The following is a 14303-nucleotide window of genomic DNA, read 5'->3' as shown; positions in this document are numbered from 1 at the left end:
AAAGCGAACTGCCCTAAGTAGGTTTAGAGCAACCTTTGCGACCGTGTCACTGATGGTCCGCTTTGGGAAAACGGCTTGACTTTGCAAAGTACCCAATCTGCGCATAGCGGCCATCTGGGCAAAGCCAATCGGCCAAGCCTCTACTCGACCGTTGCCCAACACTGTCCAACTTTCGGACCCCTTACACGACAAACCAAGGTTTGTTTTATACGGAGGGTTCGATTTGACAGAATACGTTGCCTACTATCGGGTTTCGACGGAACGGCAGGGGCGGTCTGGTCTGGGGCTGGAAGCCCAGCGTTCGATGGTTGAGCAGTTCCTTCAGCCGCATGACACGGTGATTGCCGAGTTCACGGAAATCCAGTCTGGCAAGCGTGACGACCGGGTCGAGCTGTGGAACGCAATCAACCTAGTCAAGAAGACCCGATCCAAGCTACTGATCCCGAAGTTGGACAGGTTCTCTCGGAAGGTGTCATTCATCTCGGGGATCATCGACCAAGGCGTCGAACTGGTCGTTTGTGAGCATCCAAACGTCTCGACCTTCTTCCTGCACCTGCTGGCCTGTTTTGCCGAAGAGGAACGCCGACAGATTTCAGAACGCACCAGAGCGGCACTCAGAGTGGCAAAGAAGCGAGGGACCGTGCTTGGTCGGAATGCTCTGGCGCTGGCCGCTCAACGACGATTAGAGAAGCAGGAATTCTTCGAAACGATACGGACCGATTTTGAACAGGCGATTGCCGAGGCTGGGACGTTTTCGGGAACCGCACGACTGTTGAACGACAGAGGCGTCCGAACTGCCAAAGGTGGGAAATGGTACCCTCAGACTGTGAGGAACTATTCAGATATGGCTTCCAGTGGCGTGAGGCCAACCTAGAGCTGGCCCCACGTTTCCGTTTCTTAGATCAGCTTTGCATCATCAAGCCGCCTTATCCTCAGAGAAGGGAATTGTTGTCGCGCCAAACGCCTTCTTGATGACCTCTACAAAACCTGAGTTGGCATCAAGCATATGGAGGGTAAAATCTCCGGCGCTGGTAAATTCATTGTCATCAACATCGTCGGCTGAAAAGTTCTTCGTTGCGTAGAAGGCGTTCAAGGCACCATCAACAACGTTCACACCGTCGAGCCAAAGCGTCCTGCAGAGTAGCAAGACGCCCAATTTTTCAAAAGTCAGTGGCAATGATAGGGTTTAGATCCTGCATGACAGCACTTCCCTCTTGGGGAGTCTTTCCGGCAACCTCCACCGTGCTCGACTTCACTTTGTTTTTCAGCGCGTGGTGCGGAAGTTTCGATTTCGGCGACAGAGATGCCCGCGCTAAAGCTCACAGCAAGCGCAGCTGCAATAATGAGTTTCACAATGATTCTCCCAATGGGTGTTTTCAATGAGCAGTATTCACCCTGGTTTAACGGGAGTGTTCCATGACTTGGATCAAAGTGTCTTCCTCTTGTTGGATTCAGATTGCTGAACGAACAGGGTGCGACGATTTCCGCCTCAAACACTATTGCTTCTGACAGCAACATGCTGTCCACATTGAGGGAATAACAAAACCTACTTTCAACCATACGTCATTTAGGGTCGTTCGGGAGCAATGTAGTGGGAACGATTGCCAGAGAGGGCACCGATGTCAGCTACAACCGATTACGTTATCGAAAAAATGTGGGAAAACACCCAGAGGTTTGTCTCTAGAGTCCACTTCACGTGCCCTGAGTGCAAAAAGACAGTCCTAACAGAAGTCGCTGTTCCTGAGCCATTTTTTGGCGGTGAAAAATCTTCCGACATGCAAACTGACGACGTGGCGGAAGTCGTTTGCCCAGAATGCGAGACCTGTTTCTCCGCATATGCTTACGCAGGCCCCTCGCATTGCTCAATTGAGTTGGACGACTATTCAGACGTTACAGTTCATGCGGATATTCCCTACTACACTCAACCAGATGACTGGGACGATTATGAACTCCCAAAGGACCCCTACCAGATCTTTATGACGACGACATCCGAGCTGAGAGAAATGCTGAAGAAGCACGGCAGCATGGACCCTGAAGCCCTAATGAATCGGATGATCTTCGCCCAGGTCATCGCTGCATTTGAAGCCTACTTCTGCGACGCGTTTATCATCGAAGTTACAAAGTCAAATGATGCTATGAAGAAGCTGATTGCAGGAGACGGATCACTTTCCGAAATCAAAATCGGTCTCACAGATGTCTTGGACGGAAGTGACCTGGTAAAAAGCATGATTGAGGCCAGCCTAAAAAACAGGCTTTATCACAAGATAGACGAAGTTGCGAAACTCTACAAAAAAGCACTTGGCATAACGATCCGCCCAGACCGTAACGCGCTCACGACTATTAAAAAAGCCATTGGATACCGGCATGACTGCGTCCACAGGAACGGAATGGACAAGAGCGGCACACAGCTAAATGTCTTCGACAAGCTGTATGTTACTGAAGTGATCGATACTGCTGAGAGCTTTGTCAAACACACCCAAAGTCAGATAGATAGCGGACTTCCTTTCTAGGCCTCAAGCACCGCCACTTGTCAGGTGCAGGAGCCTTTCAGCCATAAACAGATTACTTCTCGACCGTCGAACCCCACCCCTCCAACGGATCACGCGGGTGCAGGGTCATATCCGCCTTCTCCACATCGAGATTGAACGCTGCCTTCGGCGTCAGGAACTGATCGATGTCCAGTTGGGGGAACAGATACCGTTTGGCCTTCCTGAGGACGGTGACAGCTTCCACACAGTTCGGCACTTGGTGCGGAATGAATGCGGTCTTCTTCTTTGCATTGTCGACGTCAAATTTCGAACAAGGGATGCCAAGGTCGTCGTTGAGAATGTCAGCAAGTTCCTGCGACTTGAGCCTGTAGGTCGGGAAGATCTTTGTGTTGCCAAAGGCGTGTGGCTTCAGAACATGGGTGCCAGCCTTTCGGAGTTTGTGAGCAATGATCAGATCCCTACGCACACGCTTTAGAATGCCGTCGTCCTTGGCCAGATAGGCCCCAGCCTCTCCTTGGGCTGCCAGCTTGCCCTCAAAATACTCAGCCCATGCCTGATAGTCTTCCAACGTCTTCAGGCAATGGGGGGCTTGTTTGTTGTAGTCAGACCAAATCGCCCGCACGGTGTTGAACTGGTCCACGCTGTCCCATACTTGGGTTGAGAACGCGAGGTGGTCATAGGTTTGCTTGCCTGAGCTTGGCACCTTCACGTCGCCAGCACTATAAGGCCGCCGTTTCCAGTCAAATTCCATCGACAACCGTTTGTTCATTGTCTTGTCAACGAAGTCCATTCCCTGTTCGTACATCTCGCGAATGCCCGCCCCGAGTTTGACGACCATTGTGTCCGTCGGCTTGCGGTCAAAGAACAGACGAAGGATTTCATCGTTCTGTTCCTTCTTGGAAAGCATCGCATCGAGCTTGATCCCGCCTTTGGCCAGAACGACCTTTTCGTCCTCTTTGGGCGTCATGCCTGTTCCCTCCCAATCTGTAGACTGGGAGGGCTGCAAAGTGGCCTGCCCTCGGGTTCGCCACCCGACAGGTTGACGGATGACATGCTTGATTTCATAGATGCCCCACTCACCTGCAAGCCTGCGACGGGAATCCAAATACCTTCGCCCCAAGGGTCCAAAAGCAGCTGCTTGCATCTGTTCGTCTGTTGCTGTCGTCAGAAAGCCATCCGTCGTCACGCTGAAGATCTGCACCTCAGGGGGAAGCGCATTCATGATCTCGCCAAGCACACCCCGACAGAAGGCCGTAATGAAGGCGGCATAGACTGGGTTGGTAATCTTGCTGGGCTGAAGAGGTTTTGTCTCAGCGTCCCGCAAATCATATATCCGACGCTCCCTCAGCCCTTGGGCAGTTTTGCCATAGGTCGAGTTGACGAGCTCTTTCCAAAACAGATTGTCCAAAGACTTCTTGGGGTATTTGGAGCGTTCCGCAATGCAGTTGCGGGCAAAGCCAGAGAAGGGGCGTTTGGCCGGGGAAAACTCCTCTGTCCTGCTGATGATCCTATCGGAATCGATCTGCCGCCCTTCAACCAAATCGATTTTACATCCAAGCCGCTTGGCCAGAAGGATCTCACTGATATGGGTGGTGCTGTTGCCTTTCCTCGGAAACAGCAGCCCATTCTCCGTCCGCACTGGCAGAACGGGATATCGGACGTCTTCAGGGAACTCAAAATCTACATTGGCGTAGGCCAGATCATCAGGCTCAAAATTGGTCAGAAGCTCCTCAGTACTTTTGATGGCCCTGATCGTATCCCAATGCGGGTTGCCAATGATCGCCATGCCGGATGGATAGGCACTGGACAGATCATAGTCATACCAAACCCCTTCGGGTGCTGGACCAAACCAAAACTGTTCATTGCGCCCGCCATGATAGCACTCGGTGAAAAAGTCCTCGTTCCAGTGCATCTTTTTGGTGGAAACGGTCCTCTTGCGAGTCTGGAAGCGTTCCTTTTTCTTGCTCCAGTATTTCTCGACCACTTCCTCCTTGGCCACGACTGCCAGAGGATCAAGTCCCTGAGATTTCCAGAACTCTTGGATCAGATCGACGCCGATTGAGGTCAATGTCACAGGCAGCTTGAACCTGCCTGTTCTCTCAAAATACATCCGGATAATTCTAGTGGTGTACTGATCGCAGATCTCAGCATCACGGATGGCGTATTCACGAAACAGGTCCCAGTCCGTCGCCAATACTTCTGCCATGTTCTGCTTAAGCCGCAGCTCTTCATCAGGGTCGACGGACAGCTTCAGTTTCTCAAACCCAAGAATATCACCCAACCTAGCAAGGCTCTTTGCCCCTGCTGGGGCCAGAGCAATCGTGTCCCTGATCTTCACGCCAAGCCGAATAGGTTTGAACCCCTTGCCACAGCTCAGATTGACCGTGATGTCTTTTTCAACATTCATGAAGAGGCCCCGAATGTTTTCGAGGTTCATTGCCGACCGGCTGGCTTCGTCCTTAAAGTCGCTGAACCCCGGCACATCCGCACGGGTGAAGTGGGCCACCAAATAGATATCGACAGGCATCTTCTGATCTGGAAGTGCCTTAAACCCGGCTGTCAGAGCATGCTCGATGAATTCAGCTAGCGTCAGACGATCATCATCATCCGTTCCTTCCGGCAGAACGATACCCGACCAATGAGGCTCAAAATCAGCATTCTCTTGTGAGATGATACGGCAGCTGTACTGGTATGAGAGAACTTGGTTCCTCAGCTCAACTTTGCCCTCGGCATTTGTGATGACTTCACGCTGATACTCCGTGTCAAAGCCAATGATCAGATATCGAGGGTACTTGGTCTTGGGGCTGTTGCGGCGACCAAACTGATCTGGACGAAACTGAGGCTTGATGGTCATGCGGTTTCCAGATCTATTGAAGGTACGAAGGGCTGCTATGGATCATCCAATGAGTCGACCCTGCGCCAGATCGCAAAAATAGTAAATGTCATGCGCTCACACCCATACGGCACTTTTACTATTTTTGACCATTCGTCATGATCACTAGAGCTCGCTACCGACCTCGGGGGATAATCTGCCCCTAAACACAGTTTCTGTGGGACATTCTCCCAAATCCGCCATACCCCGAAAAAGTCCCAACCGTCAGCCCATAAATAACCTCACACACACAGAAACATACATCGATACCCACCGACACACATAGCCATATTCCACACAGCTCGAAGCTCTCTTCGTATCAGGAACGCGATACAGAAAACCACATAGACAGCCCGAAGCGTCATGCGATCAGAAGGTAATCTCCGCCGGATGGTGCCGAACCGAAGTCCAGTAGGTCAGCAGACATGATGTCATCGAATAGTAGGGTCAGGGGACAGCGAAAGCCGGGGGAAGGATGAAAGCCCCCATGAGAGAGACAGAGCAAATGAATTGTCATCACGAGACGGGGAAGTGCCGTCGCCGAGCTAGCCAAATTGCCATCTACAGGGCGCTAGTACATCGGTCCGCTGTGTAAGCAGCACGTAGGCTGAGACAGGATAACCGCCAGCCGAGCGTCGAACGCAATCGTGTGTAGATGGTTTGTCAGGCCGCTGTGCCTTGCAGGCTTCTCCTCAACGGATAGGAGAAGTATGTCCAAAATCCAAAACACTTAAATATTACAATCAGATACCAACGCCGTTCTTGATCACGAAGGGATCAAGCAATTGACCAACGATTGGCATATGGCTTCACTTCGTGAAGTGCTTCGCAGGTGCTTGAGATTTCTATTCGTTGGTTGGTTTGGGCGGGCTGAGTATTGAGTTCGGCCTTTGACCAAACTGGTTCCCAGCCCGCTAATTGTCTCATTTGCCGAAGCGGCTGCGGATCGTGGTGGCGGCTTCCATCAACACATCATCCAGCGTGCCCTCATCGGCGAGCGTCTTCAGCTTTTGGAGGTTCTTGGCGACGTCACCCACATCCACACATTTGATCGCATTCAGGCCGGGGGACAGCTCAAGCGGCGTTCTCCCATAACGGGGCGAGATGAACCAATCGCCATCATCTGACTTCCACACCCATGTGCTGGTGATCGTGCTGGTCCCATCATCCGGCACACCGGCCAGTTGCTTTTCGACAGCAGCGATGAACTTCTGACGACGCTGAGCAAACGGCTGAATCGCTTTTGGCTTCTCTGCCGCTTCTAGTTTGAACTGTTTCTCAAGTGCCATTGGGGTCTCCTTTGTTACCCCTATGGCGTCCTTTGGGTCATACAGAGAGGGCAACGGGCCTTTGACAGATATGCACTGGAAGATCGAAGAGCTGGCATGAAACTATGCAAATCGATTTCTCGCTTAGGAGGTCCAAACAAGAAGTAATTAATTCTACATGTTTACAGAATTGCTACACCCGTAGTTGCGAGGTTGACTTATTGACCCATCCTTGAAGTCAATGTTTTCACAAATGTTCCAACGTAAATTTTTATATACATGAATAATGGGGAAATTCCTTTTCCCAGAGTTGAATCAACATCAATACCCCTTATTCTGCATAGATCAATTAAAAGATCACGTGCGAAAGGTATAAGCTCACCGCTATTTACGAGCTTGGACATAGGTCTCACTCGGAATTCAAAACTCTCCATGCTTTCATGCTCCAGAGGTTTGTCTTGGGCAGGAAGTGATCTGAGCTCTTCGAATGTTCCATCAAATGTACAATGTCCAGCCAAAGCAACTTGAAATAGACTCTTAACAAAAAACACTTGGTAAACACTTAGTTCACCTAGCATGGGGTCATCCAAATTTATTCCAAGCTCCTCTTTTGCACCGCGGCGAAAGCAGTTCTGTATCGTCACGTTCCCATGACCAAATTTGGAGTGCGTCGTGTCGAATTGAGAGAAGGCCTCATCGATGGAGGTGTTGTACTTTCCCGCATGGTCAAGGCTATTGTTTGCGTTCGCTGAGCGCCGTACTAGTACGATTTCCCTACCTTCGTCAGTAAGGACAAAAGCATTGATGGCCAATCCGGCAATAAAAGGGTAGTAAGTGGAGTTAATAACATCAAACCCACTATTGCGATTGGAAGAAATTTCGTCAGGAGAAAGGGTGCCATCAGACAATAGGTCAAGGGCAACTCGATGCATAACGCATTGTGTGAAATAGTCAGTTCTATATAGTGAAATGTCAATTTTTGGCTGTTCAAGATTTCCAGATCTATTAAAATTTACAGACCTCAATCCGAAAGCTTTCCCATTGAAGTGCCTTCCGTTCTTTTTTGAAAAGAATAGCTTGGCTTCAATTTCTGAGGCTCTTACGATTTTCTCAGAAAGGCCTTCAATCCCAGTAATTTCCTCCAGGTGTGAAATGTGATTTTTGCCAAACACTTCATCGGATTTTGTATTGAAATCTTTCAGTGAAAATGACGTTGATCCTATATCCTCTCCAGATACAACTGACACTGGAAAACTTAATCGGAAGACCTGCGCAGAGTCCCGAATTGACTTGTAGTCGTATATGAAGCCACTTCCGGCATCGTCGTCTAAGTTCGTTCCTGCCAAGTCGAGAGTTATTGTGTCAGTATCATCTGGGAAATAGGTTTCCTTCCAGCGAACATGAGCTTTTCGACTTACGTATCTGAAGAAGCGAGGGATGCGTAAAAATACAGCTCTGCTAAAAAAACCTATGATCGCAGCAAGAAAATACCCAAAAAATCCATCAAAGGTCTTTGTCAAGAAATCAAAATTTTCCAAGGGATATCCTTAATCATCTGTAACTTCATGAAGTATTAAACTGACTAGACCTTGCGTGATGGCTCGCCGTCAAGTCCTCACACCTTTCTCCAAAAATCACTCCTACGATAGCGGTGGTGGCTAGCAATTGCTTTGGCTTGTCTGAAGCTCACCTTCGACAAAAGATCGCCCCAAAAATCTTGCCCCACATCAGATCATCGAAGTGTCTTGAATTAGTGATCATCATGATAGGATCGGCTGGAAAAATTTTAGTATCTCAATCATCGCCTTTGGTCTGCAAGTTCTCGATCAGTTCTTTGGTTGGAGCCATGTTTTTGAGATAAAAGCGCTCCAACTGGTCAACAGATGTCCCAGCATTCTTGGCCAGCGTGTAAAGGTTCACCTTTCCCTTGGAGCCTCTGAGCCGCGCTTGGATGGCATAGTGGCGAAGCGAATAGGGAGACAGTTTTCGGTCTTCATCAACGAGCTCTGCCTCGGCCAAAATGTGATTAAAGAGGCGTCGAGCGGTGTTGATGGCAGTCCTGCGGTTTGGATAGTCCGGCATCCAGACGTAGGCTTCCTTGTCGATAGCACCCTTGTCGAAGGGATTTAGACTTCCCTGATACATTGGAACCGCGAGAGGCATGGTGACACTCACGCGTCCACCTGTCTTGCCACCACGGACGTTCATTTCCAAGTGTGCAGGCTCACCTTTAACCTGAATATCTTTGTGCTTCAGGCCAAACAGCTCTCCTTCCGTAGGGCGCAAGAAGGTGTGGACGACAAACCGGAACATCCTGGCATGGTGGCCGGTGATTTTAACGCCCCGGACCACATCACCACGCTTGGCACATTCGCCAGCAGCCCGCATGAACTGCTTGTATTCTTTGTCTGTGAAGGTGTGCCGGGGAGTGTCCTTGGTTTTGATCTTCGGCATGACCGGCAGGACGTTCAGGACACCATCTTCCACAGCAACCGTCAGAACTTTGCGAATGATGATGACGTGTTTGGATTTGGTCGAATGCGCCAATGGCCTTTTACGATTCCCATCGAGGTGCGTCAGGTAGTCCCGAACCATGCCCGTGGTGATCTTAGAGACATCGTGCTTGCCGAAATAGCAGATCAGACCATCTTTTGTTCGGTTCAGCAGCTTGTTGTCACCCTCGGACCATTTGGACTGGCCCTTCTGCATCGCCATCAGTTTCTTGGCATAATGCTCGAAGCTGGTGGTTTTCTTCTTGGCATGGTCGCTGTTGGCTTTGCTGTGGAAATTATCCGCAAACTCAAAGGCTGCTTCTCTCGCTTCCACACGGGATGTTTCTTTGGAGGATCGATGGACGTATTTCTGAGCAACCGGATCCCACAACCGAATGAGCCAGTAGGGGCTGCGGGCTGTCAGCAGTATCGCCAAGCCCTTTCGAAGGGGTTTGTTTTTGAGAATTCGATTTTTGGAATCTTCTGCCAAAGCAAGCCCGTAAAAGAGTGTATAACTGTGTGTAACTTTTACGGGAGAATTTCAAAGGCTTCAACGAGCCAAATAAATCAACTATTTCAGTGATTTAGTGGTGCCCGGGGGCGGAATCGAACCACCGACACGAGGATTTTCAAACCGAAGCTTATTGATAAGGCTCAACAGGTTAGTCACGAAAAATCTGTCAAACCCACCACGGCGCATCAAGCACTTAGCGGCGAACTGTCAAACCTTGCCCCTGAGGCCTTCCAATGAGCTGGCGCGTGGCAAACGCTTGTGCCGAGCGGAAGTTTGGGAGTGCGACGCGCAAGCAGATCATCATGTTTTTGGCGGACAAGGCCTCTGATGATGGGTCGGGCATCTGGTGTTCGAAGGGCACGATCCAGCGGCATACGGAGCTGGGAGAGACCACCGTTAAGCGGACCGTGCGCGAGTTCTTGAAAGAAGGCATCCTCGTCGAGACCGGCGCGAGGACTTGCAAGAACGGTTTCACCGTCGTCTACCGGATCGATCTGGCCAGGGTCGAGGCGCTTGAACTGACCGCCGAGCCCGAGATCGAGACGGGGGCCACTGTGGACCCCGTCCAGACTGGACCCGGAACGGGGGCCACAGTGGCCGGGGTACCGGGGCCACCACGGCCCCCAAACCATCCTAAAACCATCCATAAACCACCTACGCGCGAGCGCGAGGCGGCGGAGGATGAAGAGGCTGAGAAGATTTTGGCCTCCTATCCGCCCGACCGTTTGCGCGGGAAGGCTGAGTGCCTCAGCCGGATAAGGGAGGCTTTGGACGCTGGAACAGAGGTCGAGGACCTGTTCCAGGCCGTAAGGGCCTACGCGACCGAGAGCGCGGGCTTCACCCGCTCGAAAGTCTGTTTCTCGGATAACTGGTTCAGGTCGGGACGGTGGCGCGCCTATGTCGAAGACATCGCCAAGGGCCGAGATGAAGCGAAGGCGAAGGAAGCCCAGATGCTCACAGGCTTGGCTAATTGGGTCACGGACAAGCATCCCCTTTGCCGCCATATCACACCCGGCCAGATCGATGCGCTCTTGGCCGCTGAGTTGGTGACGCAGGCGCAAATCACGGCGGCAGGCCTCAGAACATGACCAGCACCGATCCCACCGAAGAGCAAACAGCAAGGCGACCCATGTCATACGCTGGCGCTGCTGACACGGGACCTTGCGAGGGGCGGCAAGCCTCCCCTTCGAACCCCACCGGCGCGGGAAAAGCCCGCACCAAAGAGCCGCTGACCGAGACCTTCGTCTTCCGGTGCACAGCGTCCGAGAAGGCCCAGTTGCGCGCCAAGGCCGAGGCCGCTGGCCTGCCTGCCGCGACCCTGCTGCGTGAGGCTTTGGGCCTGACTGAGGCGCGACGACGTAAGCCCGTGCCGCGCGTCGATCCGGCGCTGGTGCTCGCTGTCGGACGCATCGGCGGCAACCTCAACCAAATCGCCCGCTGGCTCAATCGCGCCATGAAGGCCGGGCGCACGGACCTCGACACGCTGACCGTCGCGCGCCGCCTTGTGGTGATTGAACGCCAGCTTACCGCCCTCCTCGATGAGGCGCGGCAGTGCTGATCAAGTTCTTCCCCAATGGCAAAGGCGCAGGCGCGGGGCCGGTCGGCTATCTCGTGGCCGAGCGAGTCTTGGCCTATGACGGCAACCGCGACCTGATCCGCGATGCCGACGGCCAGCCCGTAACCGTCACGCGCGATCCTTTGCCCGAGGTCCTGCGCGGTAACCCCGAGCGCACCGAGGCCCTCATCGATGCCAGCCGCCACCAGTGGACCTATCGCGCGGGCGTGATCAGCTTTGCGGACAGCGACGCCCCGACTGAGGACCAACAGGCCGAGGTCATGGACCAGTTCGAACGGCTGGCCTTCGCGGGGCTGGACCCTGAGCAATATGAGGTGCTCTGGGTCCGCCATCGCCACGAAGGCCGGGTTGAACTCCACTTCTGTACGCCGCGCCTTGAGCTGACCACGGGCAAGAGCCTCAACATCGCGCCACCGGGCTACCAGGACGCCTATGACAGCCTGCGGGACGTCATGAACCAGCGCCACGACTGGGCCGACCCCATGGACGTAGAGCGCGCCCAAGACGTCCGGGACACCATCGAAGCCCCCACCCGCGCACAGGGCCGGGACGAGCTGCACGCCTGGATACAGGACCAGATCGATATGGGTCTGATCACAGACCGCGCCACCATGGTCGACGCACTAACCGACGCAGGCTTCGACCTGCCACGCGCGGGCAAGGCCTACATCACCGCCCGCGACCCCGAGACCGGCGAACGCTGGCGGCTGAAAGGAGAGATTTTCCATGAAGACTGGCAAGCCGACCCGGCTGAGCGAGAAGCTGAACGCGGAGCTCGACACGATCCGGGCCGAGCACGTCGCCTCGATCTCGTCCCAGCTCAAGAGCTTCAGGATCGATTTGAAGAACATTGTGAGCGCCGCGCAGCATACCATCGCGAGCGATACGCGCCACTTTCAGACCGAAACGGAGACCTTGTTCGAGACGCGGCTCAGATCGATCCGCCTTTGGCTGACGATCTCGCCCTGGCTGATCGCGGGGATGGTGCTGACGGGGATCGCCTTGATGATGGTCGCGAGCTTTTTCTGGACGGCGCATCTGACGCGCTCGGAACTGACGGAACTGGGCCTGACGCGGATCGAGCGGCCCGAGGGGACCTGGCTGATCCTGGACCCATCGAAGACGCGGCTCAGAACCTGCACGATGGGCGGCCAAAGCATCACCTGCATTCGGATCGAGGAGGATTAGATGACCCAACTGACAGCCTTGGAACGCGACTTGCTCGCCTGCGTCGAGCGGTTGGTGACGGCCTCAGAGGCCTCCGCGAAGGACTTGACCGCCTTGGAGACACGCTCGACCGGCAGGATCGAGAGGGAACTGGCTGGCTTGAAAGACTGCGTGGCCTTGCTCATTCGTTCGCAGGCCGCATCCATGAAGGCCTTGAACGGATTGCTGAACGACGAGGCGAGCTACAAGACGCTGAACGAGAGCTTGCAGCAGAGCTTGACCTTAGCGAAAGCCGCCGCCGAGAGATTGAGGGACAGCTAGATAGCCAGGACGCGCATGCGGAGCGGGGGTTGCGGCATTAGACTCGCTGGGCCCCAATCGAACATCGCTTGACTGCAAAGTTCAGTTCAGATGCCGAGCTTGCGGACAAACATATCCTCTAAGAAGCTCTGGACAAGAACCGAAGTATCTCCAATCTCTTCACAGGCCCAAATTTCCTCTGGACCAAAGCGGCCTTTGCGCTTTTCCGTTGTTGCTGTGTAAAGGTGCATTTTGTCGTTGATGTAAAGAAGCTCGCGGAGTCGAATTTCGTCGTCCGTGAACTGATCAAAATTATATCTGACATTGGCCTGTGGTTCGCCGCCCGTTAGGCACAGCGAAACAGCTCCATATAGGTCATCCCTATCGTGGACGTCCTCAGGTCTGAAGTTGTGGCGCTTGAAGAAGAAGATCGTTCGATAAAACGCTTCTCCTTCAGAGAACCAAGTTTGCTTGAGAAACCAAGTATTCGTTGATTTTCCCGTTTCGCTGATTTCTCGCCATTTTCTGAAGTCTATGGCATCAAACTTTTCAGAGCGCACATGAAGAATGTCTGAGCTGGAGTTCAATTCTTCGCAAGTTGCCGCCAGTTGGTCTGAAAAGTTCTGCATTCTCTGTTTCCAGACAACGTATTGCTTGTGCAGGCCCCCGGTTTTTTTGTCGCTAGCTCTCCTCGCCAGCGTCTCGATGAATTGGCCCCGAGATTGAACTTCTTCCAGAATAGATGTCACGCGAGATAAGATCGCCAGTTCGAACTCACAGATCATCTGGCAGAGTGGATTCCAATCACCGCTGTCAGCTTTCTCAAGCGCATCATAGTAGTCATCTCTTCGAGATGAAGGAATTCCTGTTGGATAAAGGTCACTGGATAGTAGCGAGTAATCTTGAAGCAGACGACCGGTGCGGCCATTCCCATCTTCAAACGGATGGATTCTGGTAAACGTGGCATGAAGCCAGGCAGCGCGCAGAATCGGATGAAGCGCCTCCGTTTCGCCGTAGAGCGACGTCATTTCCCGCACGAGGGGTTCGATGTCGGCAGGTGGTGGTGGCTGAAAAGAAGCGCCGGTGATCTCCACCTCGGTTTCACGAAATTTGCCCGCACTCGGCAGAATCTCTTTCTGAAGTATCTTGTTTGTCTCTCGAATAGCACTTGGTGTCAGTGGGTGATTTTCCTCCGTGAGGCCAAAAATGAACTCGTCTGCCTTCAGAGCATTGTAAATTTCCGCTTCGGCTTTGGAGCTATTTTCGGAGAGTGTCATTGCATCCATCATCAGCAGAGTCTGCCTTCTGGAAACGGAGATACCCTCCATGTTCAGACTCGCGGTAATCCTGTCTGGCAAAAACTCGGTACTAAGCCGGGAGTTGACCTCTTGACTAAACGGGCGCTTCTTTGCCAGATCGCTTGCGACACTTGAAACTTCATCAAAGAGGTTCTGTGTTTCGGGGGCCAATTCTGCGGTTCGTGGATCCAAAACTTCCAAAATTTTCCCCTTTTTGAAAAAGCATCTTGCGCTTGAGATCAACACAAACTCAAGCCAAGTTCCATCCCTGATGGAAATCGCTCCATAGGCGTCGCTGAACTGGCAATCGCCGCAAAGAACCGCGAA

At 52.7% G+C, this 14303-nt stretch carries 11 protein-coding genes; 5 read left to right on the top strand and 6 right to left on the bottom strand.

Going from position 1 to position 14303, the window contains the following annotated elements; all coding sequences use genetic code 11:
• The first annotated feature begins 223 nt into the window (after window positions 1-223).
• On the top strand, window positions 224-874 hold the full coding sequence (locus ED661_RS17655; RefSeq protein WP_122075882.1) for a recombinase family protein: 651 nt from the start codon (window positions 224-226) through the stop codon (window positions 872-874).
• A gap of 42 nt (window positions 875-916) precedes the next feature.
• Here the strand turns inward: ED661_RS17655 and ED661_RS17650 are convergent, their stop codons facing one another.
• Window positions 917-1177, bottom strand: a complete 261-nt coding sequence (locus ED661_RS17650) for a hypothetical protein (protein WP_162930171.1) — start codon at window positions 1175-1177, stop codon at window positions 917-919.
• Window positions 1178-1619: 442 nt separating this feature from the next.
• On the opposite strand from ED661_RS17650, the gene ED661_RS17645 reads away from it, so the two are divergent.
• Window positions 1620-2510, top strand: a complete 891-nt coding sequence (locus tag ED661_RS17645) for a hypothetical protein (RefSeq protein WP_122075585.1) — start codon at window positions 1620-1622, stop codon at window positions 2508-2510.
• 52 nt (window positions 2511-2562) lie between these two features.
• On the opposite strand, the gene ED661_RS17640 is transcribed toward ED661_RS17645, so the two are convergent.
• From ED661_RS17640 to ED661_RS17625, 4 genes are all read right to left on the bottom strand, one after another.
• A complete protein-coding gene (locus tag ED661_RS17640) occupies window positions 2563-5343 on the bottom strand; it encodes a DNA polymerase (RefSeq protein ID WP_254054880.1) in 2781 nt (926 codons plus the stop codon).
• A 941-nt stretch (window positions 5344-6284) separates the two neighbouring features.
• Complete coding sequence (locus tag ED661_RS17635) at window positions 6285-6650, bottom strand: hypothetical protein (protein WP_122075583.1); 366 nt, start codon at window positions 6648-6650, stop codon at window positions 6285-6287.
• Between the two features lie 197 nt (window positions 6651-6847).
• A complete protein-coding gene (locus ED661_RS17630; RefSeq protein WP_162930170.1) occupies window positions 6848-8167 on the bottom strand; it encodes a hypothetical protein in 1320 nt (439 codons plus the stop codon).
• Window positions 8168-8423: 256 nt separating this feature from the next.
• Window positions 8424-9611 carry a phage integrase SAM-like domain-containing protein gene (locus tag ED661_RS17625; RefSeq protein ID WP_174214195.1) on the bottom strand — a complete coding sequence of 396 codons (1188 nt, stop codon included), beginning with the start codon at window positions 9609-9611 and terminating at the stop codon, window positions 8424-8426.
• A gap of 257 nt (window positions 9612-9868) precedes the next feature.
• Here ED661_RS17625 and ED661_RS17620 point away from each other — a divergent pair, with 257 nt between their 5' ends.
• From ED661_RS17620 to ED661_RS17610, 3 genes are read left to right on the top strand one after another with little or no spacing between them, the layout of a single operon-like run.
• A complete protein-coding gene (locus ED661_RS17620) occupies window positions 9869-10723 on the top strand; it encodes a hypothetical protein (RefSeq protein WP_122075579.1) in 855 nt (284 codons plus the stop codon).
• Window positions 10720-11193 carry a plasmid mobilization relaxosome protein MobC gene (mobC, locus tag ED661_RS17615; RefSeq protein WP_254054879.1) on the top strand — a complete coding sequence of 158 codons (474 nt, stop codon included), beginning with the start codon at window positions 10720-10722 and terminating at the stop codon, window positions 11191-11193. Before ED661_RS17620 ends, mobC begins: the two co-directional genes overlap by 4 nt.
• Window positions 11187-12740, top strand: a complete 1554-nt coding sequence (locus tag ED661_RS17610) for a relaxase/mobilization nuclease domain-containing protein (RefSeq protein ID WP_122075577.1) — start codon at window positions 11187-11189, stop codon at window positions 12738-12740. The genes mobC and ED661_RS17610 overlap by 7 nt, the downstream gene beginning before the upstream one ends.
• A 45-nt stretch (window positions 12741-12785) precedes the next feature.
• Here the strand turns inward: ED661_RS17610 and ED661_RS17605 are convergent, their stop codons facing one another.
• Window positions 12786-14177, bottom strand: a complete 1392-nt coding sequence (locus tag ED661_RS17605) for a Fic family protein (protein ID WP_162930169.1) — start codon at window positions 14175-14177, stop codon at window positions 12786-12788.
• Window positions 14178-14303: the final 126 nt, after the last annotated feature.

The organism is Pseudophaeobacter sp. EL27, assembly GCF_900313025.1.
Taxonomy (GTDB): domain Bacteria; phylum Pseudomonadota; class Alphaproteobacteria; order Rhodobacterales; family Rhodobacteraceae; genus Pseudophaeobacter.
This window is presented reverse-complemented; position numbering and strand designations above follow the sequence as displayed.

Excerpts from the sequence above, each read along its gene's own strand:
- ED661_RS17645 (WP_122075585.1), top strand. The coding sequence starts at position 1,620 with ATGTCAGCTACAACCGATTACGTTATCGAAAAAATGTGGGAAAACACC.
- ED661_RS17640 (WP_254054880.1), bottom strand. The coding sequence starts at position 5,343 with ATGACCATCAAGCCTCAGTTTCGTCCAGATCAGTTTGGTCGCCGCAAC.
- ED661_RS17635 (WP_122075583.1), bottom strand. The coding sequence starts at position 6,650 with ATGGCACTTGAGAAACAGTTCAAACTAGAAGCGGCAGAGAAGCCAAAA.
- ED661_RS17620 (WP_122075579.1), top strand. The coding sequence starts at position 9,869 with ATGAGCTGGCGCGTGGCAAACGCTTGTGCCGAGCGGAAGTTTGGGAGT.
- mobC (WP_254054879.1), top strand. The coding sequence starts at position 10,720 with ATGACCAGCACCGATCCCACCGAAGAGCAAACAGCAAGGCGACCCATG.